Below are 23,588 nucleotides of genomic sequence, written 5' to 3'. Positions count from 1 at the left end.
CAACACCAGAGGCCCGGCAAAGCCGGTTCCTCGGCGTTTCTGGTATTTGGTTTTCCGTTTTCACATTTTTTATGGCTGCTGCATCGCATGACCTGCAGGGCCTGTTGGCCCGGCTTGATCCGACGGCGGACGTGGCGCAGCGCCATGTCTGGCTGATCGACGTTTTCGACTGGCTGCGCGGCGACCGCGCGTCGCCGCAGGCCGCCGTGGGGCGCGTGTCGCTGCTGCTCGACGCAGTGGAGGCGCGGCCCGAGCTGCGCGAGCGCCTGCGCGCGTGGTGGCACGCGTTCACGCAGGCGGTCGACCTGACCACGCTGCTGGCGGACTACGGTTTTGCGCCGCGCACTGCGTTTGTGAGCGAGCTCACCGAACGCCTTCGCCGGAAAATCCTGCCCGGCACGCCCGAGACCACCGACGCGTCGGACCTCTTTCGCATGGTGCTGCCCGGCGTGTTCGACGCGGGCTGGATCGCGCTGCTCGACGAAACCCAGCTTGCCCGCATCGGCGCCCTGCTCGCCGACGCAACCCTGGAGGCCGACGGAACGCCGCGCTGGCGCCACACGGTGATGGACGCGGTCACCTACTGCAGCAGCCAGGTGGTGGCGGCCGGCTTCTCGCCCGAGCTTCGCCTGCGCACCAGCGTGGAGCATCACGAGGCCCGGCCGTTCCACGCGCTCATGGCCGACCTGGACGAATTGCGCGAGCAGATGTTCGAAAAGCCCGCGGGCGAACACGGCGAAAAGGGCGAGAAAGGCGATGCGGCGCTGCAGGCCGCCTTCCTGGCCTTTCGCGACCGGCTCGACGCCTGCCGCGCCAGTGCCTCGTCGGTCTATGCGCACTTCGAGGACAACGGCATTTCGGTCGGCCTGGTGTTCCGGCTGCGCCAGCTGCGCGAGCGGGTGCTGCGCATCCGCGAGCTGCTCGACTGCCTGATGCCGGCCGCGCCGGCGCCCAACGTGGCGCGGCTGGTGGGCCGGCTGGTGCTGGCGGGCGGCGAGCGCAACAGCATCCGCGCGCTGATTGCATCGAACTCGTCGATGCTTGCGGCCCGGGTGACCGAGCGCAGCGCCGAAACCGGCGAGCACTACATCACGCGCGACCGCGCGAGCTACCTGCAGATGGTGCGCAAGGCCGCGGGCGGCGGCGCGCTCACCTCATTGACGGTGCTGCTCAAGTTCAGCATCTATGCCATTGGCCTGTCGGCGTTCTGGAGCGGCTTCTGGTCGGGCCTGATGTATGCCGCCAGCTTCGTCGCCATCCAGCTGCTGCACCTGACCCTGGCCACCAAGCAGCCCGCGATGACGGCGCCCGCCATGGCGGCGCGCCTGCGCGACATCAAGACCGACGCTGCGGTGGCCGATTTTGTCGACGAGGTGGCCAACCTGGTGCGCTCGCAAGTGGCGGCGGTGCTGGGCAATGTGGGTGTGGTGGTGCCGGCGATGCTGGGGTTGGCGCTTCTGGTGCAGCTCGCGCTTGGCCGGCCGCTGCTCGATGCGGCGCATGCCGCGGCCACGCTGCAATCGCTCTCGCTCTTGGGCCCCACCGCGCTCTACGCTGCTCTCACGGGCGTGCTGCTGTTTGCCGCCAGCATCGTCGCGGGCTGGACAGAAAACGCCTTTGTCCTGCACAGGCTGGACTCCGCCATGCGTTACAACCCTCGCATCGGCGCTTTTCTGGGTGCCGCCCGTGCCCGCCGCTGGGCCACCTTCATGCGCACACACATCTCGGGCTTCGCTTCCAACATTTCGCTCGGACTCATGCTTGGCCTGCTGCCCGCATTCGCGGGTTTCTTCGGGCTAGGCCTGGACGTGCGCCACGTGACACTGTCGGCCGGGCAAATAGCGGCGGCCGCGGCCTCCGTGGGCATGCCGGTGCTCCAGCAGCCCGCGCTGTGGTGGGCGGTGGCGGCCATCCCGGTGATCGGTGCGCTCAATGTGAGCGTGAGTTTCTATTTCGCATTCCGTCTGGCCCTGCGCGCGCACAGCGTGAGCCTTGGTGACCGCGCGCGTATCCGCAGCGCCATCTGGGCACGCTGGCGCAGCCGGCCCGTAAGCTTTTTTCTACCTGCATGAATTTGACGAGTCTCTTCAACGACCTGCTGGGCTTCTGGTCCGAGTGGCTGCGCCCCTCGGCGGGCCTGCCCACGGTGCTTTGGTCGCTCTTGCTGGCCGCCGCGGCGGCTTCCGGCCACCTGGTGCAGCGCTACCTGGGCTTGCCCAAGGTGGTGGGCTATTCGATCGTCGGCGCGGTGGTCGGCTTTGCCGGCTTCGAGGGGGCCATCTGGCCGCTGCGCGGCATCAGCCTGTTCCTGCTGGAGCTGGGCGCCGCCGTGGTGCTGTTCGAAGCCGGCGGCCGGCTGCCGCTGCGCTGGTTCCGCCACAACCCGATGGTGCTGGGACAAAGCCTGCTGGAAGCCACGCTCACCTATTTCGGCGTGCTGTGGACGCTGCAGCTGCTGGGCCTGCCCGACCCGGTGGCCAACCCCATCGCACTGATGGCCATCGTCGCCTCACCGGCCGTGCTGAGCCGCGTGATCATGGACACGCGCGCCTCGGGCCCGGTGACCGAGCGCGCCATGACGCTGGCGACGCTCAACACCTTCTATGCGCTGGCGCTCGGCTATGCGCAGGCGGGCCTCATCGAGCGCGCGCCGCAAACCCTGCTGCAAAAGCTCTATCCGGTAGCGGTGGTGCTTGGCCTGTCTTTCGTGATCGGCGCAATCCTGGCACTGGCGCTTCGCACGGCGCTGCGGTTCATGAGCCCGACGAGCGAGAGCACTTCGATCCTGCTGCTCGCGCTAATTGCGGCCGGCGCCGCGCTCACGGCGCACGTCGGCGGCTCCGCACCGCTCGCCGCGCTGATCGGCGGCGTGCTGCTCAAGACGCTCAACCCCAAGCCCTGGGCCTGGCAGCGGCAGCTCGGCACGGCCGCATCGCTGCTCACCATGCTGATGTTCGTGCTGGTGTCCATCGTGGCGGCGCAGGCCGACTGGACATTGCCCGTTGCCAGCGTGGTGCTGGCGGTGATCGTGGTTCGCCTGTTTGCCAAGATCGCGGGCGTGGCCATTGCCAACCCCGGCAGCGGCGCCAGCTGGAAGCAGGCCTTCTGGGTTGGCTGCGCGATGTCGCCGTTGTCGTCGATTGCGCTGTTGATCGCATCCAACTTCACCACCGCGTCGCCACTGCTCGGCACCATGATCACGCAGGTGGCCCTGCCCTCGATTCTCCTCATGGAGGTGATGGGCGCCGTGCTCGCCACCGTGGCCATACACGCGGTGGGCGAAAGCTCGGTGCCCTGGGCGCCACAGGCTTTCAGCACCACGGAGGACACGCAGCGATGACCGCGTCCACTGGCTTTCCAGACAGCTCCAACGCCCCTCTCGTTCCCGGCACGGTGGACAGCGACGACTTCCGCTCGCCGGCGCTTCCCGCGGACCCTGCGAGCCGCGTGGTCAAGCTGGAGCCCTTCAACCGCTCCGAAGCGCTGTCGCTCGGCGTGGAGCTGGAGCTGCAACTCGTCAACACGCACGACTACGACCTGGCGCCGTATGCCGAGGACATGCTGCGGCTGATGGCGCAAACGCCCCTCCCCGGCAGCGTGGTGCCCGAGATGACCTCGAGCATGATCGAGATCTCGACCGACATCTGCCATTCGGCGCAGGACGTCATCAAGCAGCTCTCGCCCATTCGAGAGGCGCTGATCAAGAACGCCGACAAGCTCAACATTGCGGTGGTGGGCGGCGGCACGCATGCGTTCCAGCAATGGCATGAGCGGCGCATCTACGACAAGCCGCGCTTTCGCGAGCTGTCGGAGCTGTACGGCTACCTGAGCAAGCAGTTCACCATCTTCGGCCAGCACGTGCACATCGGCTGCCCCGATGCGGACGCGGCCTTGCTGATGCTGCACCGCATGTCGCGCTACATCCCGCACTTCATTGCGCTGTCGGCCTCGTCGCCGTTCGTGCAGGGGCAGGACACGCAGTTCGACTCGGCCCGGCTCAACTCGGTGTTCGCGTTTCCGCTCTCGGGACGCGCGCCCTTCACCTTGAGCTGGAAAGAATTCGAAGCGTATTTCGAGCGCATGACCCGCACCGGCGTCGTGCGCAGCATGAAAGACTTCTACTGGGACATCCGGCCCAAACCGGAGTTCGGCACCATCGAGATCCGCGTGTTCGACACGCCGCTCACGGTGGAGCGCGCCGCGGCGCTGGCGGGCTACGTGCAGTCGCTGGCCGCGTGGTTCCTGCAGGAGCAGCCCTTCGAGCCGACGGAAGACGACTACCTGGTGTACACCTACAACCGCTTCCAGGCCTGCCGCTTCGGGCTCGACGCGGTGTATGTCGATCCCGCCAGCGGCCAGCACATGCCGCTGCGCGACCACATCCTCATGACCATGACGCAGCTCGAATGGCACAGCGAGGCGCTCAACGCCACGCAGGCGCTCGGCGAACTGCGCACCAGCGTGGAAGCCAACCGCAACGATGCGCGCTGGCTGCGCGAGAAGCAGGGCAAGGAGCGCCTGTTGGCCGAGGTGGTGCGGCAGGCGGCGCTGCGCTTTCGCGGCGCGGCCTGAGCCCGCCGCGACCGTTGCCGGTCAGGCGGCCACCGCCTCCTGCGAGAACTGCCTGCGGTACGCCGTGGGAGAAATCTTGAAGGCCGCGACGAAGTGCTTTCGCAGCGACACCGCCGAGCCGAAGCCGGCGTCCGTCGCCACGCGCTCGACCGGTTTGCCTGTGGTCTCCAACAGCCGCTGCGCGAGCGCCAGGCGCTGGTTCTGCAGCCACTGGCCGACCGTGGTGCCAGTGGCTTCGCGAAAGCGCCGCGTGAAGGTGCGCCGGCTCATCAGCGCGCGACTGGCAAGCTCGTCCAGCTCATGCGGGCTGTGCAAATGGCGACCCAGCCATTCGAGCAGCGGCGCAAGGCGGTCGCTTTCCGCGGCGGCGGGCACCGGCCGCTCGATGTACTGCGCCTGCCCGCCCTCGCGGTGCGGCGCAACGACCATGCGCCGCGCAGCGCGGTTCGCCGCCTCTGCGCCGTAGCGCACCCGCAGCAGATGAAGACAGCAGTCGATGCCCGCGGCCGTGCCGGCTGAAGTGAGCACATCGCCGTCGTCGACATACAGCACTTCGGGCTGCAGCGTGACCTTGGGGTATTGCCTGGCAAAGGCTTCGGCCAGGTTCCAGTGCGTGGTGGCCGGCCGGCCGTCGAGCAGGCCCGCCTCGGCCAGCACGAACGCGCCCAGGCACAGTCCCACCACGACGGCACCGCGCCGGTGCGCCGCCTGCAGCGCACGGATCAGCGCGGGCGGCGCGGCGCGCATGTCGTCGCGCCATGAAGGAACCACCACGATCTGTGCCTTGCGGATCGCCTCCAGGCCGTGCGGCACCGTCAGCGTGAAGCCGGCATTGGTGCGCAGCGGCCCCGGCTCGACCCCGCACACCAGCAGGCGAAAGCGCGGGTCGCCCGCCTCGGTGCGGTCTTCGCCGAAGACCATGCACGGCACCGACAGGTGAAAGGGGCTGATGCCGTCGAAGGCGACGACGGCGATGGTTTCCGCAGATTTTTGAGCCATGGCCCGATTTTATCGATGAATGGCTTTCGGGCCACTTTCTCCGGCGCGCCCAAGCGGGAAGAATCAAGCCATCGCAACACAACCACAGCCAGGAGCCACACACCATGAGCAACCCCACACCGCGTCGCGCCCTCGTCGTGATCGACGTGCAGAACGAGTATTTCGAAGGCGGCGGCCTGCCGATCGAATATCCGCCCGTCGAACAATCGCTGCCGAACATCGCCAAGGCCATGGACGCAGCCCGCGCGGCCGGCACGCCCGTGGTGGTGGTTCGCCATCACGCACCCAAGGGAGCGCCGGTGTTCCAGGCCGACACCCACAACGGCGAACTGCATCCTGAAGTTGCAAAGCGCCCGCGCGACCACCTGATCACCAAGACGTTCCCCAGCGTGTTCACCGGCACCGACTTTGCCGACTGGCTCGCGCGCCATGAGATCGACACGCTCAGCGTGGCCGGCTACATGACGCAGAACTGCGATGCGTCCACCGTGTTCGAGGCCATGCACCGCGGGTTGAACGTGGAGTTTCTTTCGGACGCGACCGGCGCGCTGCCCTACGAGAACGCGGCCGGCAAGGTCAGTGCCGAGGAAATCCACCGCGTGTTCAGCGTCGTGTTCCACAGCAACTTTGCGGCCGTGGCGAGCACCGAGGCATGGATGGCCGCCCTGCAGGCCGGCCAGCCGATCGAGAAGGACAACGTGGTGATGTCGAACCGCCGCGCGCGGGGGTGAGCACCGCCCGGCGTTCGCGGACGCCGCAGCGCTTATGCTCGCCCCATGGGTGAATTCGACCTGATCACACGCTACTTCAAGCGCCCCGCCAAGCGCTCCCCGCTCGGCGTGGGCGACGACTGCGCATTGCTCGCGCCCGCGCCGGGCATGCAGCTGGCGGTGTCTTCCGACATGCTGGTCGAAGGCCGGCACTTTCTCTCCACGGTCGATCCGGCGCGGCTCGGCCACAAGGCGCTGGCGGTGAACCTCAGCGACCTTGCGGCCTGCGGCGCAAAGCCCTTGGCCTTCACGCTTGCCCTCGCGCTGCCCGGGATCGACGAGCCCTGGCTCGAAGGCTTTTCGCGCGGGCTCTTCGCGCTGGCCGATGCGCACGGCTGCGAGCTTGTGGGCGGCGACACCACGCGCGGCCCGCTCAACATCTGCATTACCGTGTTCGGCGAAGTGCCGGCCGGTGCGGCGCTGCTGCGCTCTGGCGCGCGCGCGGGCGACGACATATGGGTCAGCGGCACGCTGGGCGATGCGCGGCTGGCGCTTGAAGTTTTTCGCGGCACGCTCGCATTGCCGGCCGATGTCTTCGCGCAGGCACGCATGCGCATGGAGCAGCCCACGCCGCGTGTCGCATTGGGGCAGGCCTTGCGCGGTATCGCCTCGGCGGCGGTGGATGTGAGCGATGGGCTCGTCGGCGACCTGGGCCATATCCTCGCGTCGAGCCGGGTGGGCGCAACGCTCGATGCCGACGCGGCCACGAGCACGGTGGCCGCCGCATCGGCGCCCGGCCTCGGCATCGAAGCACTGCGCACCTGCGCGCTTTCGGGCGGGGACGACTACGAACTGGTTTTTACCGCCGCGCCCTCCGCGCGCGCTGCGGTCGAACAAGCCGGCAAGGAGAGCTTCACGCGCGTGACGCGCATCGGCCGCATCGATGCCGAAGCGGGCCTGCGCATCGTGGACGCGAGCGGCTCACCGGTCGCGCAGCGATTCGGCTCGTTCGACCACTTCGTCTGATCAGCCCCCGCGGACCATTGCCTGCATTTTTGTCTGCGCGGCATTGATGGCCTTCGAGTGGCCGTTGAGGTCCTGCAGCATCTTGTTGAGCTGCGCTTGCACCGCGGGGTCGGTCACGGCCATGGTCGAGCCGGAGACCTGGATCTTCGACTTGTTCTGCTCGATGTAGTCGCCCACGGCCAGCGCGCCGTCGAACACCGCGTCGAGTGCGGGAAACACTTCCTTGAAGGTGGCGGCCGGCGCCGTTACCGTCTTTTCATAGGCCTTGTCGTACACCTGCTTCAGGTCGTCGGGCTGCTTGAGCTTGGCGCGCGCGGCGTCGGCCTTGGCAAGCTCCTGGTCGAGCGCGGTGCGCAAGCCGCCGAGGCCGTCTTTCGCGGCCTTGAGGTCGTCGCGCCGCGATGCCAGGTCGGCAACGGAGCGCAACGAGCCCTTGGCCATCACCTGGGTCATGGGCTGGCTGACGGACTTGTTCATGCCTTCGTTGAAGTCGGCAATCACCGCGTAGTGCTGCGTATAGTCGCCGAAGGAGGCCTTCTCGTCGGCGTTGGGCGCGGGCACGCGAAGGCCCGGCTTGTCGAGCACGCGGGTCTGCAAGAAACCGATGAATGCGGTGCGCTGCTCGGCCTCCTTGTTGCCGCAGGCGGCAAGCAAGAGACTGAATGCGAGGCACAGGCACAACGCGTTGAAACGGACCAGGGTTGTTTTCATGATGAGTGGCTTTCGCGCTTGAATGAGGCGCCAAGCATACGGCCCGCGCGTGCTGCGGAAGGAATGGAAAAGAACTACAACGACTGCTTCAGCACGTCGATGAAACTGCGCGCCGCCGCCGACAGCGAATGCCCGCGCTTGGTGACCACCGAAATGTCGCGCGCCACGCGCGGCGCACTGAGCACCTTGATCACCAGCGACGGATCGTTCGCGGCGCGGGCAAAGGCCGAGGGCATGATCGACGGCCCCATGCCGCTGGCGGTCATCCACAGGGCCGTTGAAAGAAACGAGACTTCGTTCACCACGTCGAGCGCCACGCCGGCATCGGCCGCGGTGCCGTCGATGAGCGGCCGCACGCCGTAGCCCGGCCGCACGGTAATGACGGGGTGGCGCCCGAGATCGCTCCAGCGGACCACGCGCGCATTGGCCAGCGGATGATCGCTGCGGCACACCAGCGCGAGATGGTCGCGCATGAGCCGCTGCGTCTCGACCTCGGCGCCGGGCCGCTCGGGCGTGCCGATGCCGAAATCCACATGCTCGCCGAGGATGCGCGAAATGAACTGGTCGGGCGCGCAGTCGTTTACCAGCACGCGCACCTTGGGATGCTGCTCGGCGAACACGCGCATCGCATCGGGCAGGAGCAGCGCCGCAAGGGTGGGTGTGATGGCCAGCGTCACGCGCCCGCGCTCGAGCGTGCTGAGTTCGCGGAAATCGGCCGAGAGCGAATCGACATCGCGCAGCACCCGCTCGACCGTGGAAAGCATCTCTTCCGCGGCGGCGGTGGGTTTAAGCGAACGCGTGGTGCGGTCGAACAGCCGCGTGCCCAGCCCTTCCTCCAGCTGGCGGATCAGCATGCTCACCGCCGATTGCGTGACGAAGAGCTTTTGCGCCGCCGCGCTGAGCTGTCGCATCTGGTAGACGGCAAGAAATGCACGCAACTGGCGCAGCGTAGGACTGAAGTTCGCGTTCATTAGAAAAGATGATATTTGATGCGGAATTCCTTGATTTACGGATGAATGCTGGCATCGTCCAATCGGCATCAAACAAGACCAATATTCAAGGAGTGATTCGATGACTGCTACCATGGCCTGCCAGGCACATGCGCTTCGCCGGCAGCTACTGCTGCTGGGCACGGCCTGCGCACTGCTGACCGTTACCGCCCACGCGCAGGCACAGGCGACGGCCGCCGGCGACTTTCCCGACAAGCCCATTCGCATGGTGGTGACCTTTCCGCCTGGCGGCAGCGCCGACGGCGTGGTGCGCATGCTGGTGCCGCGCATGAACGAGAAGCTCGGCCAGCAGGTGGTGGTGGACAACCGGCCCGGTGCTGGAGGCAACGTGGGCCTTGCGCTGGTGGCCAAGGCGCCCGCCGACGGCTACACGCTGGGTGTGGGCGCGGCCGGCGCGCTGTCGGCCAACACGAGCCTGTATCCGCAGATGCCCTTCGATCCGCTGAAGGACTTCAGGCCGGTGGGCATGCTTGCGGCCATTCCGTTCGTGATCGTCGGACACCCTTCCGTGGCTGCAAAGACGCAGCGCGAATTGATTGCACTTGCAAAAGAAAAGCCGGGCTCGCTCTCCATCGGCCATGGTGGCAACGGCACGGCCATGCATCTCTCGGCCGCGCTGTTCTCGCAAATGGCGGGCATCAAGCTGGTGGAGGTGCCCTATCGCGGCTCGGGGCCGGCGGCACTCGATGCACTGGCGGGCCAGATACCGCTTGCGGTGGTCGACCTGCCTTCGTCGCTGCAGCAGATCAAGGCCGGCAAGCTGGTGGCATTCGCCGTGACAAGCCCAGAGCGGCTTCCCATGCTGCCCGACGTGCCGACCGTGGCCGAGGGCGGACTGCCCGGCTACGACTCGACCGGCTGGTTCGGCGTGGTGGCGCCAACCGGTACGCCTCCACATGTGGTGGCAAGGCTCAATGTCGAGATCAATGCCGCACTGGCCGACGAGCAGAACAAGGCCGCGATGCGCAACCTTGGCGTGGAGCCCTCGCCGGGCACGCCGGAGGCCTTTGCCGCCTACATCCGCACCGAAACGAAGAAGTGGGCCAAGGTCATCCAGGACGCCCGCATCAAGCTTGACTGAAGGGGTTCAACAGACCATGACAGACAAGAATCTCGAAGCCGACGTGCTGATCGTCGGTGCGGGCCCGGTGGGCCTTACGCTGGCCATGGACCTGGTCTCGCACGGCCTCTCGGTCATCATTTGCGAAACCCGCCGGTTCGCCGAGGCGCCGAGCGTGAAGTGCAACCACGTGTCCTCGCGCACCATGGAGCAGTTTCGCCGCCTGGGCGTGGCGCAGAAGCTGCGCGACGCGGGGCTGCCGGCCGACTATCCCAACGACGTGGTGTTTCGCACCAGCGCCACGGGCGTGGAGCTCGCGCGCATTCCCATTCCGTGCCGGCGCGACCGGTATACCGAAACCGAAGGACCAGATGCGCGCTGGCCCACGCCCGAGCCGCCGCACCGCATCAACCAGATCTACCTGGAGCCGATCCTGCTCAGGCACACGGCGGCGCTGCCCGGCGTGCGGTTGCTGAACCGCACGCAGTTCACGGCGCTCACGCAAGACAGCGGCGGTGTGAGCGCCACCGCCCTCAATCTGGACAGCCACGCGACACACACCATTCGATGCCGCTACATGGTGGGCTGCGACGGCGGCAGCTCCGCCGTGCGCAAGCAGATCGGCGCGCAACTGGAAGGCACGGCCGTGATCCAGCGCGTGCAGTCGACCTTCATTCGCGCGCCGCAGTTGCGCGCGCTCATGCCGGGCAAGCCCGCGTGGTCTTATTACGCAATGAACCCGCGCCGCTGCGGCACGATGTTTGCCATCGACGGGCAGGAAACCTGGCTGGTGCACAACCACCTGAACGCCGACGAGCCCGAGTTCGATTCGGTCGACCGCGACAGGTCGCTGCGTGAAATCCTGGGTGTGGGGCCTGATTTTTCGTACGAGATCATCAGCAAGGAAGACTGGGTGGGGCGCCGACTTGTGGCCAACCGCTTTCGCGAAGGCCGCGTGTTCCTTGCGGGCGACGCGGCGCATTTGTGGGTGCCCTATGCGGGATACGGAATGAACGCGGGCATTGCCGATGCGCTCAACCTTTCGTGGCTGCTCGCGGCCTGCGTGCGCGGCTGGGGCGACGAAGGCATTCTCGATGCCTACGAAGCCGAACGCCTGCCGATCACCGAGCAGGTGTCGAACTTTGCGATGGAACATGCGCAGAAGATGATTCGCGCGCGCCGCGCCGTGCCGCACGACATCGAGGCGCCCGGGCCGGAGGGCGACGCGCTGCGCGCCGAGATCGGCCGCGAGGCGTACGAACTCAACGTGCAGCAGTTCTGCTGCGCGGGCCTGAATTTCGGCTACTTCTACACCGGCTCACCGATCATCGTGGCCGATGGCGAGCACACCGCGCCGGCCTATTCGATGGGGGGCTTCACGCCCTCCACCGTGCCGGGCTGCCGCGCGCCGCACTTCTGGCTTGGCGATGGGCGCTCGCTCTACGACGCCTTCGGGCCGGGCTACACGCTGCTGCGCTTCGATCGCAGCGCGGATGTATCGGCGCTCGAGCGCGCGGCGCGCGCCTACGACATGCCGCTCACCGTGGTCGACATCGAGGCGGCCGAGGTACCGGCCGCGTACATGCACCGGCTGGTGCTGTGCCGCGCCGACCAGCACGTGGCCTGGCGCGGTGCCTATGTGCCGCCCGACGCCTATGAACTGGTGGCGCAGCTGCGCGGCGAGCGGCGGCATCTTCAGGGCCGCAGGCGGCTGCTGAGGTGGGAAGGCGTGATCGCCTGAGCCGCGCCGCGCGCGCTCATCGACTGCGTGCGGCGGTCGCGAAGCGGGCGACGAGCCATGCCGCGAGCGCCGGTGCGAGCGCGAAGCTCGCGAACAGCCAGAAGGCAGCCGAGCGCGCACCCGCCACGCCGCCCGGAGCGGTGAGGCCGGCCGCGTTTGCCACCAGCCCCGCAACCGCCGCGCCCACGGCCATGCCGTAGAGCTGCACGGTCGTGATGGAGGCGGAGGCCAGGCCTTCCTGCCCCGCCGGCGCGAGCGACATCACGCGCGTGACCAGGTGCGGCCAGCCGATGCCCACGCCCAGCCCGACAGCGCCCAAGGCGATGGCGACCAGCAGTGTTTCGGCACCCGCGGCAAGGCGGCCATGCGCCGGCATCAGCACGGCCAGCGCAGCCAGGCCCAGCGCGCAAGCCACCGGCCCCGCGCGCAGCATGCGGTCGACGCCAGCGCCGCTGCGCCCCGACGACAGCAGCGAACCCGCGCTCCAGCCGCCTGCCATGGCCGCGGTGAGGTAGCCCGCCAGCAACGGCGAATGCCCGTGCAGCAACTGCAGGAAGTACGGCACGAAGATTTCGGTGGTGGTGCCGATCATCAGCAGCACCACGCCGGCATAGATGGCGCCCATCGGCGCGCGCACCGCATAGGCGCCGGTCGGCAGCAACCGCACCGCGACGCGCCCGTCCACCCGGGTGGCGGCGACGCCGAGCCCGAGCCCCGCCGCCACGCCGACGGCCTGCCAAGCCAGCACGGGCGCGAACTCGCTCGCCGCGATCAGCAGCACCGACGCCGCCAGCAAGCCGATCTGCAATGCGGGGATGCGCGGCGTGCCGGCGGGGCGCACATGCCGCACGCCCGCAGCGGGCCGCAACTGCACCGCGACCAAAAGCGCTTGCAGCGCCGCCAGCGGCAACAGCGACCAGAACGCCCAGCGCCAGTGCCCCGCCTGTGCGAACAGGCCGCCGACCGCCGGGCCGCAAAGCGTGGCCACGCCCCACATGCCCGACACCAGCGCCACCGCGCGAGACCACAGCCGCGGCGCGAACACCAGCTGGATCAGCCCATAGCTCAGCGCGGCCAGCAGGCCGCCGCCCACCCCCTGCACCGTGCGGCCCGCGAGCAGCCACGGCATGGTCGGCGCCAGCGCGCAGCCGATCGACCCGGCGGTGAATGCCGCCAGCGCCGCAAGGCATGCACCGCGCGGCCCCAACGCGGCGAGCAGGCGCACCGAGAGCGTGGCGCCGACGATCGACCCGACCACGAAGAGCGTGGTGCTCCAGGCATACCAGTCGAGCCCGCCGATTTCGGCGACCACCGAGGGCAGCACCGTGGTCACGATGTGCACATTGACCGCATGCAGCGCCACGCCGCCCGTCAGCGCAACGGCGCGCCAGCCGTTGCGGCCCCGGAACAGGTCGCCCCACGCGGCAGTGGAGGGATCGGAAACCGGCGAAGCGGAATCGGCGGCGGAGCTGGGTGCGGCGGGTGCGGCAGGCATGGGGGCGGCGCCCCGGCAAAGGAGGCGAATGTCGAAAGAGGCCCGATACTAGGCCGCGCCAATCAATTAAACAAGATAAGGCTTTGATAAATAGAGGGCTTAAGCCGGCCCGCGGATGCGCGACACTTCGCCGTGATGCAAGCCGTTCCTCCGCCTCCTTCTTCTTCCTCGTCCCCTTCATCGTCCGGCCCCATTTCGGTGGGAGCGCCCGGCCGGCCGACCAAGGCCTTCCTGCTCTCGCACCCTGCGCACTTCATTGCCCTGGGTTTCGGCTCCGGGCTGCCGCGCGTGGCACCGGGCACGGTCGGCACGCTCTGGGCCTGGGCGGCCTTCGTGGTCATGCAGCTGTGGTTCACGCCGGCCACCATCGGCTGGGTGATCCTCGCTTCGCTGCCCATCGGCTGGTGGGCCTGCAGCGTGACGGCGCGCCACATGGGCGTGGCGGACCCGGGCAGCATCGTGTGGGACGAAGTGGTCGCCTTCTGGATCGTGCTCTGGCTGGTTACGCCGGCCGGCCTCGTCGCGCAGGCGGTGGCGTTCGGGCTGTTCCGCTTCTTCGATGCCGCCAAGCCGGGGCCAGTGGCCTGGGCGGACGGGCTGTTCAAGCAGCGCGATGCCGCCGAGGTGCGCTGGTGGCGCGCGGGCTTCGGCATCATCCTCGACGACCTGGTGGCGGCGTTTTGCACGCTGCTGGTCATTGCGCTCTGGCGCGCATGGTGAACTCGATGGAACCCTCGGCCCCCTCCAACTTTCTTGCCGACCTGGACACGCCCGCCCTCGTCACCGCCACGGCCGGGCTGCTGCTGAAAAAAGGCTGGATGCTCGCCACGGCCGAAAGCTGCACCGGTGGGCTCATCGCCGGCGCCTGCACCGAACTGGCGGGCTCCAGCACTTGGTTCGAGCGCGGCTTTGTCACCTACTCGAACGCGGCCAAGACCGAATTGCTGGGCGTCGATGCCGCGCTGATCGAAGCCCACGGCGCAGTCAGCGAACCCGTGGCGCGTGCCATGGCCGCGGGCGCCATCGCGCATTCGGCCGCACGCGTGGCGGTGGCCGTGACTGGCGTGGCCGGCCCGACCGGCGGCAGCCCCGACAAGCCGGTGGGCACCGTGTGGTTCGGCTGGTCGGTCGACGGGCAGGAGCGCACCGAGCGGCGCCGCTTCGACGGCGACCGCGCCGCGGTGCGCGCGGCCACGGTGCACTACGCGCTGCAAACGCTGGCCGGCCTGCTCGGCCCGTAGACCAGAACGCGCGCCGCGAATGCCGCGCCGTCTATGATTTCGCGCTGCGCCGCATTTCGGCCACGCAGCCATCGCACGTCATCCATAAGAAAGACACTCAATGACAGCAGCAGCCAATGCCCAGACCATCGAGCGCTTCTACGAGGCGTTCTCGCGGCTGGACGCCGCCACCATGGCCGCCTGCTATGCAAGCGATGCGCAATTCGACGACGAAGCCTTTTCATTGCGCGGGCGCCAGCAGGTGGGCGGCATGTGGCGCATGCTTTGCAGCGCAACCAAGGCCGGCGGCGCCGACGTGTGGAAGCTGACGTGGCGCGACGTGCATGCCGACGACACCAGCGGCCAGGCGCACTGGGACGCGCACTACCGCTTCAGCGCCACCGGCCGGCTGGTCGACAACAGCATCGACGCGCGCTTCGGCTTCACGCCCGACGGGCTGATTGCCACTCACCGCGACAGCTTCAATTTCTGGGCCTGGTCGCGCCAGGCGCTGGGCGCACCCGGGCTCCTTCTCGGCTGGACGCCGATGCTGCGCAAGAAAGTGCGCGCCACCGCAGCCACCAATCTCGCCACCTATCTCGCACGCCAACCATGAGCAACAACCTCGCCATCACCAACAACGAAGCCCAGCACCGCTACGAAGCCGCGCTCGAGGGCCAGCTTGCGGCCTACGCCGAATACAACCTGCTGACCGACGCCATCATGTTCACCCACACCGAGGTGCTGCCCGAGCACGAGGGCAAGGGCGTGGGCTCGGGCATTGCGCGGCATGTGCTCGATGAGGCGCGCGCCAAGGGCCTGCACGTGATTCCGGTGTGCCAGTTCATTGCCGGCTACATCCGCAAGCACCGCGAATACGCGGACCTGGTGCGGGCGGACGTCCAGCGCGCTTTCAAGATCTGAAGGCGGCGTGCGGCGGCGCCTGGGTCAGGCGCCGTGGCACTTCTTGTACTTCTTGCCGCTGCCGCAGGGGCACGGGTCGTTGCGGCCCGGCTCCGCTTCCTTACGGATGGTCTCGACCTTCGGCCCCAGGCTCTTCCAGAGCTGGCGCAGGTCGTACACGGCCCAGATGGCGGCGCCGAAGTCGTCCAGCCGCTGCTGGCTCACGCTGGGCGGGGCATCGTCGCTGTACATCGAGAGCGTGGGCTTGGCCTTGTCGTCCTCGGTGAGCGCAACGATGTTGTCGAGCGCGTCGTTCAGCATCTGCGCGGCTTCCTTGTCGCGCGGCGCGGCCCAGTCTTCGGGCCAGTTCTCGACCGCGTACATGAAACCCAGCGCCCACACCTGGGCGAACGAGGGGATTTCCTCGCCCTCGATCTCGGCGCGCTCTTCCTCGGGCAGCGAGGCGATGGCGCCGCGGGTGTCGAGCACCTCGGGCTGCCAGCTGCGCTCGTCCTCGAGCGACTCTACGTCGGCATCCAGGCCTTGCTCGATTTCGAGCCAGCGGCGCTTCCAGTTCCAGACGAATTCCATGTGCTGCGCGGGCACGAAGCCGTCGCCCAGCAGCACGGGCCAGTATTCGGAAGGTTCGATGGGGCGGCGGGTGCAGATCAGCGCGGCCATGAAGCCTTCGCAGAACTCCCACTGGGGAATTTCCTCGTCGTGCTCGCGCATGGCGTCCAGCGCCTGATCGAGGGCGTCGAAATCGTCGGGGCCGAGGGGGGCGGAAGCGGGCGCTGCGGCCTGGGGAGTGTCGTTGGTGTTGGTCATGGCAAGTTCCGGGCAGCCCTCTATGATGCAGCAGGCTCCGGCAGTCATTTCACCCCATGTCCACGATTATTCCGTTTCCGACGCGTTACAGCGCCTTTGCACTGTGCGTGGCGGGCCTTGTCGCCAGCCTGGCCGCCGTGCTGGTGTCCCCGCACCTGTGGTTCGCCTGGGTGGCGCTGGTGGTTTTCGGCGCGCTCAGCGCCACCGGCGTGCACGACTTGCGGCAGACGCGCCACGCGATCCTGCGCAACTACCCGGTCATCGGCCATTTGCGCTTTCTGCTCGAATTCATCCGGCCGGAAATGCGGCAGTACTTCATCGAGAGCGACTCCGAGGCCGCGCCGTTCTCGCGCGCCCAGCGCTCGCTGGTGTACCAGCGCGCCAAGGGCGACCCCGACAACCGGCCCTTCGGCACGCAGCTGAACGTGACCATTGCGGGCTACGAGTGGATCAACCACTCGATGCAGCCGACCAAGCTCGACAACCACGACTTCCGCATCGTGATCGGCGGCACGCCGCAGCCGGCCGAGGCAAACCCCGCCCAAGTCTGCACACAGCCCTACAGCGCCAGCGTGTTCAATATTTCCGCCATGAGCTTCGGCGCGCTGTCGGCCAATGCCATCCTCGCCCTCAACCAGGGCGCCAAGATGGGCGGCTTTGCGCATGACACCGGCGAGGGCTCCATTTCGCAGCACCACCGCGTGCATGGCGGCGACCTGATCTGGGAAATCGGCTCGGGCTACTTCGGCTGCCGCAACGACGACGGCACCTTCAACGCCGAGCGCTTCAGCGCCAATGCGCGCGATCCGCAGGTGAAGATGATCGAAATCAAGCTGAGCCAGGGCGCCAAGCCCGGCCATGGCGGTGTGCTTCCTGCCCCCAAGGTCACGCCCGAGATCGCGGCCGCGCGCGGCGTGCGGGTGGGCGTGGACTGCATCTCGCCCTCGTCGCACAGCGCATTCGGCACGCCCATCGAGATGATGCATTTCATCGCCAGGCTGCGCGAGCTTTCGGGCGGCAAGCCCACGGGCTTCAAGTTCTGCCTGGGTCATCCGTGGGAGTGGTTCGCCATCGTCAAGGCCATGCAGGCGACCGGCATCACGCCCGACTTCATCGTGGTGGACGGCGCCGAGGGCGGCACGGGCGCCGCGCCGGTGGAGTTCAGCGACCACGTGGGCGCGCCGCTGCAGGAAGGCCTGCTGCTGGTGCACAACACGCTCATCGGCGTGAACCTGCGCCACCGCATCAAGCTGGGCTGCGCCGGCAAGGTGATCACGGCCTTCGACGTGGCGCGCATGATGGCGCTGGGTGCCGACTGGTGCAATGCGGCGCGCGGCTTCATGATGGCGCTGGGCTGCATCCAGGCGCAGAGCTGCCACACCGGCCACTGCCCCACCGGCGTGACCACGCAAGACCCGGTGCGCCAGCAGGCGCTGGTGGTGCCCACCAAGGCCGAGCGGGTTCGCAACTTCCACCGCAGCACCCTGCATGCGCTGCAGGAGCTGGTGCAGGCCGCGGGCCTGGACCACCCGCAGCAGATCACCGCGCACCACATCGTGCGGCGCATCTCCGACACCGAGGTGCGGCTCTTGAGCAACCTGGTCATGCAGGTGCAGCCGGGCGCCCTGCTCGGCCCGCTCGACAAGCAGCACAACGTGTTCCGAACCTACTGGCCTCTGGCCAGCGCCGAGAGCTTCCAGCCCGTGACACAGGGGCCGCACGGCCTGGTGTCGAGTCTCGCGCTCGCCGCATGAACCCGTTGCGACGCGGCGGGTCGGCGCGATTGCAAAGCGCCAAGGGTGCGGCCTCGGCGCCGGCGCCGCTGGATGCCCAGCCATTCGTGCCGGGGCCGGGCGACTACGCCGAGTTTCTGCGCGCCGCCTTGCCCAAACAGCAGAAGAACGTCGCCAGCCACCGCCTGGGCAGCGAGCGCGTGTGGCTCAAGAAGGCCGGCCCGCGCCACGGCAAGTGGGGCTACCGCGTGATGGCGGCGGTCGCGCGCATGGCGCGGCTGGACATCATCAAGCCGGTGCCCAATCCGGGCGGCGAAGCGGCCATTGCCACCGAGGCCCGGCGCCTGCGGCAGTTGGCGGCGGCGGGCCTGCGCGTGCCCGCGGTGCTGGCGCAGCAACCGGACGGCCTGCTGATTTCCGACCTGGGCGAGAGCGGCCGCAACACCGTGGTGCTGCAGGAAAAGCTGGACCAGGCCGCGGCGGCGGGGCCGGCGGCGCTGCTGGCCGTGTGGCGCGAGGGGCTGGCCGCCATTGCCAGGGTGCATGTGCACGGCCAGCACCTGAGCCAGGCTTTCGACCGCAACCTGGTGCAGTGCCCCGACGGAGTCATCGGCTACATCGACTTCGAGGACGACCCCTCCGAAGTCATGACGCTGGCCGAGTGCCAGGCGCGCGACTGGCTGAGCTACCTGCACTCCACGGCCATGATGCTCGAGGCCGCGGCGCCCGAAGCCGCGGGCGTGCACTGGCACGCCGCGCTGGCCGAGGTGAGCGATGAAGTCCGCGGGCGCATCGCCGAGGCGGCCCGGCGCATGAAATGGGCGCAGCGCCTGCCCGCCAGCCGCCGATGGGGCCGCGACACGCAGCGCGTGCGCGCGGTGGCACGACTCCTGGGGCGATGGCACGGGGCCGGGGCGGCTTCGACCAACCGCTAGCCTTGGCCGGCTAGAACGCCAGCACCGCTTGCACCACCACGCCTTGCGCAGCGAGCCGCTTGCGCATCGTCAGCACGGCCTGGTCCTTGCTGAGCAGCCGTGCGCGCCGGGCGACCGCCAGGTCGATGAAGACCTGGTCGTCCGGGTCCTTGCAGACGCAGGGGGCGCGCGGCGGCGTCTCGGCAACCAGCTGCACGCGGGCATCGAACGCCGCCAGAACGCCTTGCGGCGCCAGGTTGCCGCGCGCCAGGCGGGCTGCGATGAGGGGGTAGCCGAGCACCCGCTCGAGCTCGTCGCGCATGGAGGCGGTGGCCAGCCAGCGCAACTCGCTTGCGGCAAGCGCGGCGGCCAGCGGCAGGCAATCGGGGTTGTCGAACACCAGCAGGTCGAGCGCGATGTTGGTGTCGATGACCACGAAGGCGTCGGGCGCGGCGTTTGCTGCTGCCGGAGAAATGGAAATTTGTGCGTTTGGAATAACCCCGATGTTGCACCATGCGCTATCGCAAACGCAAACGACGCAGTCCATTCACAATCTGCTCCCCGACCCCGTGCGCCGCGTCCTTCAACCCCTGACCATGAAACGAATTTTCCTGCTGCTCGCCCTCTGCGCCAGTCCGCTCGCCCATGCGGAATGGCTCACCCTGACCGGTTCGGCCGGGGAAGCGGGCAACACCTATGTGCAGGTCGACCCCACCAGCGTGGTGGTGGAAGGAAGCAAGCGCCTGGTGGCGGTGCGGATCAGCCTGGCCGAGCCCCGCACCGGCGACGACGGCCTGAAGTTCCGGTCCGTCGCGGCGAAGGCGAGCGTGGACTGTGACGCGCGCAAGGCGCGCTATGTGAGCGCCACCTATTTCGGGCAGCCGAACTTCGTCGGGCCACCGCTGTCGGTGCGCGAGTTCGATGAAGCCGACGTCCGTCCGATGAACTTTGCCGGCCTGCCAGGCGACCTGGCCGTGCGGACGGTGAACGCCGCGTGCGGCGTGGGCGCGACGAAGTAGCCTGCCCGCCGCCTGACCCCAGGCTACTTGCGGGCCGAGCCGGCCACCATGTCGAAGCGGAACAGCCGGCACTCGATGGGCCCGTTCCACATCGGCACGCGGCGCGATTCCTTGAGCCGCATCTGCCTGGGCAGCTTCAGGTCGGGCGTGAGCACCCAGGCGGTCCAGCCGGCGTAGTTCTTCTTCCAGTGCGTCGCAAGCTGCGGAAAGAACTCGCCGCCATCGCCACCTTGGCCGCCCTCGTCTCCCTCCCGCTGGCCGGAGGTCTGCGCGGCCTCACGGGCACCGAAGCGCGCCACGCCGCCCACCTCGATCCGCTCGCCGTAGGGCGGGTTGAGCATGATCACGCCGCCCTCGGCCGGCGGCATGCGCTGCAGTGCGTCGCCGCCGCGAAACTTGATGGAATCGGCAACACCGGCGCGCTCCGCGTTGCGCTCGGCAAAGTCGACCATGCGGTGCGAAACGTCGGAGCCGAAGATGGCGACTTCCTTGGGGGTGGCCGCCGATTCGGCTTCCTTCTTGATTGCGTCCCACACGTGCGGCTGGAACGGCAGCAGCTTCTCGAAGCCGAAGCGCCGCAGCCACCCCGCCGGAATGCCGCGCGCAATTTGCGCCGCCTCGATGGCGATGGTGCCGCTGCCGCAGCAGGGGTCGTACAGCGGCTCGCCGGCCACCGCGCCGGTTTCGGGGTTCCACCAGCCGCTGGCGGCCAGCATGGCGGCGGCCAGGGTTTCCTTCAGCGGCGCATCGCCCTTGTCCTGCCGCCAGCCGCGCTTGAAGAGCGGCTCGCCCGAGGTGTCGATGTAGAGCGTGCAGTGGTCGGTGGTCAGGTGGGCGAACACGCGGCAGTCGGGCCACTGCGTTTCAATGCTCGGGCGCACGCCGTTGGCCTTGGCGCGAAAGCGGTCGGCAATGGCGTCCTTGATGCGCAGCGTTGCAAAGTTCAGGCTCTGCAGCGGGCTGTGCTGCGCCGTGGTCTCGATCTTGAAGGTTTGCTTGGGCGTGAACCAGATCTCCCACGCCACGCCGCTCGCGATGGCGTACAGGTCGTTTTCGCTGCGGTAGGGCGCATGGGCCAGCTCCACCAGCACCCGCTGGGCCAGCCGACTGTGCAGGTTGAGCTTGAGCATGTCGCGCCACTCGGCGCGCACGCGCACGCCGCCGCGCAGCGTGAGCAGGTCTTGCCCCACGCGGCCGGTGAGCGCATGGACTTCCTGCGCCAGGAGTTCCTCGACGCCGGCGGCGCAAGGCAGGAAAAGGGAAAGATCGTTCACAAGGGGTTCGCCATCGTCATCGGCTGCGGGGGAATGCCATTGTCGCCGCCCTCGCGGCGCTTCTCTATATAGTGGCCCGAATCAACGTACAGCCACCGAAATCATGAACGACATCACGGTTCCCCTCCTGGGCATTGCGGGCGCGATGATCGTCGGGGCCATGAGCCCCGGCCCGAGCTTCGTCATGGTCGCGCGCACCGCTGTGTCGGCGTCGCGCGGCGACGGTTTGGCCGCCGCGCTCGGCATGGGCGCCGGGGGCATCGTGTTCGCCGTTGCCGCGCTCGTGGGCCTGCAGGCTGCGTTCCTCGCGGTTCCCGCGCTCTACCTGGGGGTGAAGCTGCTCGGCGGGGCGTACCTCGTGTACCTGGGCATCCGCATCTGGCGCGGCGCACGCGAGCCGCTGGCCGTTTCGCAGGAAGAGGGTTCGCCCGGCACCCGGGGCAACGGATGGCGCGCGTTCCTGCTCGGCATGGGCACGCAAATCAGCAACCCGAAGACCGCAGTGGTCTACGCCAGCATCTTCGCGGCGTTTCTGCCGCGTGAAGTGCCACTGGCGCTGGCGCTCGCGGTGCCGGCCGTGATCTTCTGCATCGAGACGGGCTGGTATTCGATCGTCGCGCTGGCGCTCTCGTCGGCGGCACCGCGTTCGGCCTACCTGCGCTACAAGGCCTGGATCGACCGTGCGGCGGGCGGTGTGATGGTGCTGCTGGGCGTCAAGCTGCTGTCCGGCGCGCGGGGCGGCTGAGCGGCCCTCCGGCCGGCAAGCTTCGGCCTACAAGGCCTTGCGCAGGTTGGCCGGCGCGATGCGCAGCGCTTCGCGGTACTTGGCTACCGTGCGGCGTGCGCACTCGATGCCCTGCTCTTTCAGCATCTCGGAAATCTGGCTGTCCGACAGCGGCTTCTTGATGCTCTCGGAGCTCACGAACTGCTTGATCAGCGCGCGCACGGCGGTGCTCGACGCGTTGCCGCCGGTTTCGGTGCCGAGCGCCGAACCGAAGAAATACTTGAGCTCAACCGTGCCGAACGGCGTGGCCATGTACTTGGCCGTGGTCACACGCGAGATGGTCGATTCATGCAGGCCGAGCTCGTCGGCAATCTCGCGCAGCACCAGCGGCCGCATGGCGAGTTCGCCGTGCACGAAGTAGCTCTTCTGCCGCTCGACGATGGCATTGCTCACGCGCAGGATGGTGTCGAAGCGCTGCTGGATGTTCTTGATGAACCAGCGCGCTTCCTGCAGCCGCTGCGACAGCGCCTGGCTGCCCTCGCCCTTGTGCGACTTGAGCGCGCCGGCGTAGATGTCGTGCACGCGCAGGCGCGGCATCACCTCGGGGTTGAGCATGACGCGGAACTTGACGTTGGTGCCGCGGCCGATCTTGGTGACGATGACGTCGGGAATCACGATGTTGCGCTCGACGTCGACAAAACGGCGGCCCGGCTTGGGCTCCAGGCGCGAAATGATCTGCAGCGCCGAGCGCACCAGGTCTTCGTTGGTGCGGGTGAGCGTGGCCAGGCGCTTGAAGTCGCGCCGCGCGAGCAGCTCCATTGGCTGCTTGCAGATGGCTATGGCGGTCTTGCGGACCAGCGCCTGTTCCTCGGTCTCGTCCTTGCCGGCCAGCGCGCGCAGTTGAATGCTCAGGCATTCGCCCAGGTCGCGCGCACCAACACCGGCGGGCTCCAGGCTCTGCAGCAGGCCGAGCGCCACCTGAAAGTGGTGGACCAGTTCGTCGAACTGGTCGTTGTCGTCGCCCGCAAGGCCCGAGGCCAGGGCGGGCAGCGAATCTTCGAGGTAGCCGTCGTCGTTGAGCGATTCGATCAGAAAGCGCAGCGCGGCGCTGTCGTTTTCGTTCAGGCGCAGGCTGAGCGCCTGACGGTGCAGAAAGGATTGCAGCGACTCCTGGCTGCGCGCGAGTTCGGTGGCGTCGGCACGCTCGTCGTCGCCGAGGTTGTTCTGCCGCGCGGGCGCATCGCCGCCCCACTCGCTGTCGTCGGGCGCCATGTCGACGGTGCCGTCGCCTTCCCAGTCGGGCTCGCGCTCGGCAATGTCGGCAGCGGGGGTGTCGGCGTCGGCGGCGGAGGTGCTGGTTTCGGCGGTGGAGGCGGTCGCGCTGCTGGCCGGCAGCGAAGCGAAGTCGCCCTCGCCGGCCTCCGCCGCTTCATCGCGCGGAGCGGGGGTGTCGACGGCGTCGAGCCCGAATTCCTCGCGCGCCGCTTCTTCCGCGGTGCGTTCGAGGAACGGGTTTTCGTCGAGCATCTGCTCCACTTCCTGGCTCAGTTCGAGCGTGGAGAGCTGCAGCAGCCGGATCGACTGCTGCAGCTGGGGCGTGAGCGCCAGGTGCTGCGAGACGCGAAGGGACAGCCCTTGCTTCATGGAGA

General features: G+C 68.3%; 23 protein-coding genes. 15 read left to right on the top strand and 8 right to left on the bottom strand.

From position 1 onward, the window contains the following. Nucleotides 1-71 precede the first annotated feature (71 nt). Genes V9K97_RS08555 through V9K97_RS08545 form a run of 3 tightly spaced genes read left to right on the top strand, consistent with a single transcriptional unit; the run spans nucleotide 72 to nucleotide 4,572 of the window. Complete coding sequence (locus V9K97_RS08555) at nucleotides 72-2,072, top strand: site-specific recombinase (RefSeq protein ID WP_337317530.1); 2,001 nt, start codon at nucleotides 72-74, stop codon at nucleotides 2,070-2,072. After that, entirely contained in the window at nucleotides 2,069-3,340 is a 1,272-nt protein-coding gene (locus V9K97_RS08550) for a cation:proton antiporter (RefSeq protein ID WP_258503750.1), read from the top strand. Before V9K97_RS08555 ends, V9K97_RS08550 begins: the two co-directional genes overlap by 4 nt. Continuing rightward, nucleotides 3,337-4,572: a YbdK family carboxylate-amine ligase gene (locus V9K97_RS08545; protein WP_258503748.1), complete on the top strand. Its 1,236-nt coding sequence runs from the start codon at nucleotides 3,337-3,339 to the stop codon at nucleotides 4,570-4,572. Before V9K97_RS08550 ends, V9K97_RS08545 begins: the two co-directional genes overlap by 4 nt. Nucleotides 4,573-4,593: 21 nt before the next feature. On the opposite strand, the gene V9K97_RS08540 is transcribed toward V9K97_RS08545, so the two are convergent. Then, a complete protein-coding gene (locus V9K97_RS08540) occupies nucleotides 4,594-5,571 on the bottom strand; it encodes a GlxA family transcriptional regulator (RefSeq protein WP_337296442.1) in 978 nt (325 codons plus the stop codon). Between the two features lie 104 nt (nucleotides 5,572-5,675). On the opposite strand from V9K97_RS08540, the gene V9K97_RS08535 reads away from it, so the two are divergent. After that, nucleotides 5,676-6,302: an isochorismatase family protein gene (locus V9K97_RS08535; RefSeq protein WP_337317529.1), complete on the top strand. Its 627-nt coding sequence runs from the start codon at nucleotides 5,676-5,678 to the stop codon at nucleotides 6,300-6,302. Nucleotides 6,303-6,347: 45 nt separating this feature from the next. After that, nucleotides 6,348-7,307, top strand: coding sequence for a thiamine-phosphate kinase (thiL, locus tag V9K97_RS08530; protein ID WP_337317527.1), 960 nt, complete (start codon nucleotides 6,348-6,350; stop codon nucleotides 7,305-7,307). Here thiL and V9K97_RS08525 read toward each other — a convergent pair whose 3' ends face one another. Both V9K97_RS08525 and V9K97_RS08520 read right to left on the bottom strand, forming a co-directional pair. Then, nucleotides 7,308-8,018, bottom strand: a complete 711-nt coding sequence (locus V9K97_RS08525; RefSeq protein WP_337317525.1) for a DUF3053 domain-containing protein — start codon at nucleotides 8,016-8,018, stop codon at nucleotides 7,308-7,310. A 74-nt stretch (nucleotides 8,019-8,092) separates the two neighbouring features. Then, the gene (locus V9K97_RS08520) at nucleotides 8,093-8,989 is read right to left on the bottom strand and encodes a LysR family transcriptional regulator (RefSeq protein ID WP_337317523.1); all 897 of its coding nucleotides are present in this window, start codon (nucleotides 8,987-8,989) and stop codon (nucleotides 8,093-8,095) included. Nucleotides 8,990-9,089: 100 nt separating this feature from the next. On the opposite strand from V9K97_RS08520, the gene V9K97_RS08515 reads away from it, so the two are divergent. Both V9K97_RS08515 and V9K97_RS08510 read left to right on the top strand, forming a co-directional pair. Further along, nucleotides 9,090-10,109 carry a Bug family tripartite tricarboxylate transporter substrate binding protein gene (locus V9K97_RS08515; RefSeq protein WP_337317521.1) on the top strand — a complete coding sequence of 340 codons (1,020 nt, stop codon included), beginning with the start codon at nucleotides 9,090-9,092 and terminating at the stop codon, nucleotides 10,107-10,109. Between the two features lie 16 nt (nucleotides 10,110-10,125). Beyond that, nucleotides 10,126-11,829: an FAD-dependent oxidoreductase gene (locus tag V9K97_RS08510; RefSeq protein ID WP_337317519.1), complete on the top strand. Its 1,704-nt coding sequence runs from the start codon at nucleotides 10,126-10,128 to the stop codon at nucleotides 11,827-11,829. A gap of 16 nt (nucleotides 11,830-11,845) precedes the next feature. On the opposite strand, the gene V9K97_RS08505 is transcribed toward V9K97_RS08510, so the two are convergent. Then, nucleotides 11,846-13,324 (bottom strand): MFS transporter, encoded by a 1,479-nt coding sequence (locus V9K97_RS08505; protein ID WP_337317518.1) that lies wholly within the window; start codon nucleotides 13,322-13,324, stop codon nucleotides 11,846-11,848. A gap of 135 nt (nucleotides 13,325-13,459) precedes the next feature. Between V9K97_RS08505 and V9K97_RS08500 the strand changes: the two genes are divergently transcribed. The 4 genes from V9K97_RS08500 to V9K97_RS08485 all read left to right on the top strand — a co-directional run bounded on the left by V9K97_RS08500 (nucleotide 13,460) and on the right by V9K97_RS08485 (nucleotide 15,468). After that, on the top strand, nucleotides 13,460-14,044 hold the full coding sequence (locus V9K97_RS08500) for a phosphatidylglycerophosphatase A family protein (protein WP_337317516.1): 585 nt from the start codon (nucleotides 13,460-13,462) through the stop codon (nucleotides 14,042-14,044). Beyond that, complete coding sequence (locus tag V9K97_RS08495) at nucleotides 14,038-14,565, top strand: CinA family protein (protein ID WP_337317514.1); 528 nt, start codon at nucleotides 14,038-14,040, stop codon at nucleotides 14,563-14,565. The genes V9K97_RS08500 and V9K97_RS08495 overlap by 7 nt, the downstream gene beginning before the upstream one ends. 100 nt (nucleotides 14,566-14,665) lie before the next feature. Beyond that, nucleotides 14,666-15,160: a nuclear transport factor 2 family protein gene (locus tag V9K97_RS08490; protein WP_337317512.1), complete on the top strand. Its 495-nt coding sequence runs from the start codon at nucleotides 14,666-14,668 to the stop codon at nucleotides 15,158-15,160. Further along, nucleotides 15,157-15,468, top strand: a complete 312-nt coding sequence (locus V9K97_RS08485; protein ID WP_337296452.1) for a GNAT family N-acetyltransferase — start codon at nucleotides 15,157-15,159, stop codon at nucleotides 15,466-15,468. Before V9K97_RS08490 ends, V9K97_RS08485 begins: the two co-directional genes overlap by 4 nt. A 24-nt stretch (nucleotides 15,469-15,492) precedes the next feature. On the opposite strand, the gene V9K97_RS08480 is transcribed toward V9K97_RS08485, so the two are convergent. Continuing rightward, a complete protein-coding gene (locus V9K97_RS08480) occupies nucleotides 15,493-16,275 on the bottom strand; it encodes a UPF0149 family protein (RefSeq protein WP_337296453.1) in 783 nt (260 codons plus the stop codon). A gap of 56 nt (nucleotides 16,276-16,331) precedes the next feature. Between V9K97_RS08480 and V9K97_RS08475 the strand changes: the two genes are divergently transcribed. Next, nucleotides 16,332-18,029: an FMN-binding glutamate synthase family protein gene (locus V9K97_RS08475; protein ID WP_337317511.1), complete on the top strand. Its 1,698-nt coding sequence runs from the start codon at nucleotides 16,332-16,334 to the stop codon at nucleotides 18,027-18,029. After that, the gene (locus tag V9K97_RS08470) at nucleotides 18,026-18,943 is read left to right on the top strand and encodes a hypothetical protein (protein ID WP_258503729.1); all 918 of its coding nucleotides are present in this window, start codon (nucleotides 18,026-18,028) and stop codon (nucleotides 18,941-18,943) included. Before V9K97_RS08475 ends, V9K97_RS08470 begins: the two co-directional genes overlap by 4 nt. Nucleotides 18,944-18,953: 10 nt before the next feature. Here the strand turns inward: V9K97_RS08470 and V9K97_RS08465 are convergent, their stop codons facing one another. Further along, nucleotides 18,954-19,358, bottom strand: a complete 405-nt coding sequence (locus V9K97_RS08465; protein ID WP_258503728.1) for a putative toxin-antitoxin system toxin component, PIN family — start codon at nucleotides 19,356-19,358, stop codon at nucleotides 18,954-18,956. On the opposite strand from V9K97_RS08465, the gene V9K97_RS08460 reads away from it, so the two are divergent. Then, the gene (locus V9K97_RS08460; RefSeq protein ID WP_258503726.1) at nucleotides 19,351-19,941 is read left to right on the top strand and encodes a surface-adhesin E family protein; all 591 of its coding nucleotides are present in this window, start codon (nucleotides 19,351-19,353) and stop codon (nucleotides 19,939-19,941) included. The two genes, V9K97_RS08465 and V9K97_RS08460, sit on opposite strands and share 8 nt — an antisense overlap. A gap of 23 nt (nucleotides 19,942-19,964) precedes the next feature. Here the strand turns inward: V9K97_RS08460 and V9K97_RS08455 are convergent, their stop codons facing one another. Continuing rightward, the gene (locus V9K97_RS08455; RefSeq protein ID WP_337317509.1) at nucleotides 19,965-21,215 is read right to left on the bottom strand and encodes a THUMP domain-containing class I SAM-dependent RNA methyltransferase; all 1,251 of its coding nucleotides are present in this window, start codon (nucleotides 21,213-21,215) and stop codon (nucleotides 19,965-19,967) included. 103 nt (nucleotides 21,216-21,318) lie between these two features. On the opposite strand from V9K97_RS08455, the gene V9K97_RS08450 reads away from it, so the two are divergent. Further along, a complete protein-coding gene (locus V9K97_RS08450) occupies nucleotides 21,319-21,960 on the top strand; it encodes a LysE family translocator (protein ID WP_337317507.1) in 642 nt (213 codons plus the stop codon). A 27-nt stretch (nucleotides 21,961-21,987) separates the two neighbouring features. Here V9K97_RS08450 and rpoN read toward each other — a convergent pair whose 3' ends face one another. Continuing rightward, the gene (rpoN, locus tag V9K97_RS08445; protein WP_337317506.1) at nucleotides 21,988-23,583 is read right to left on the bottom strand and encodes an RNA polymerase factor sigma-54; all 1,596 of its coding nucleotides are present in this window, start codon (nucleotides 23,581-23,583) and stop codon (nucleotides 21,988-21,990) included. Nucleotides 23,584-23,588: the final 5 nt, after the last annotated feature.

The sequence above is a fragment of the Variovorax sp. CCNWLW186 genome, assembly GCF_037203865.1.
Taxonomy (GTDB): Bacteria; Pseudomonadota; Gammaproteobacteria; order Burkholderiales; family Burkholderiaceae_C; genus Variovorax.
Note: the sequence above shows the minus strand (reverse complement) of the source record. Positions and strands in the feature narration are given on the sequence as shown.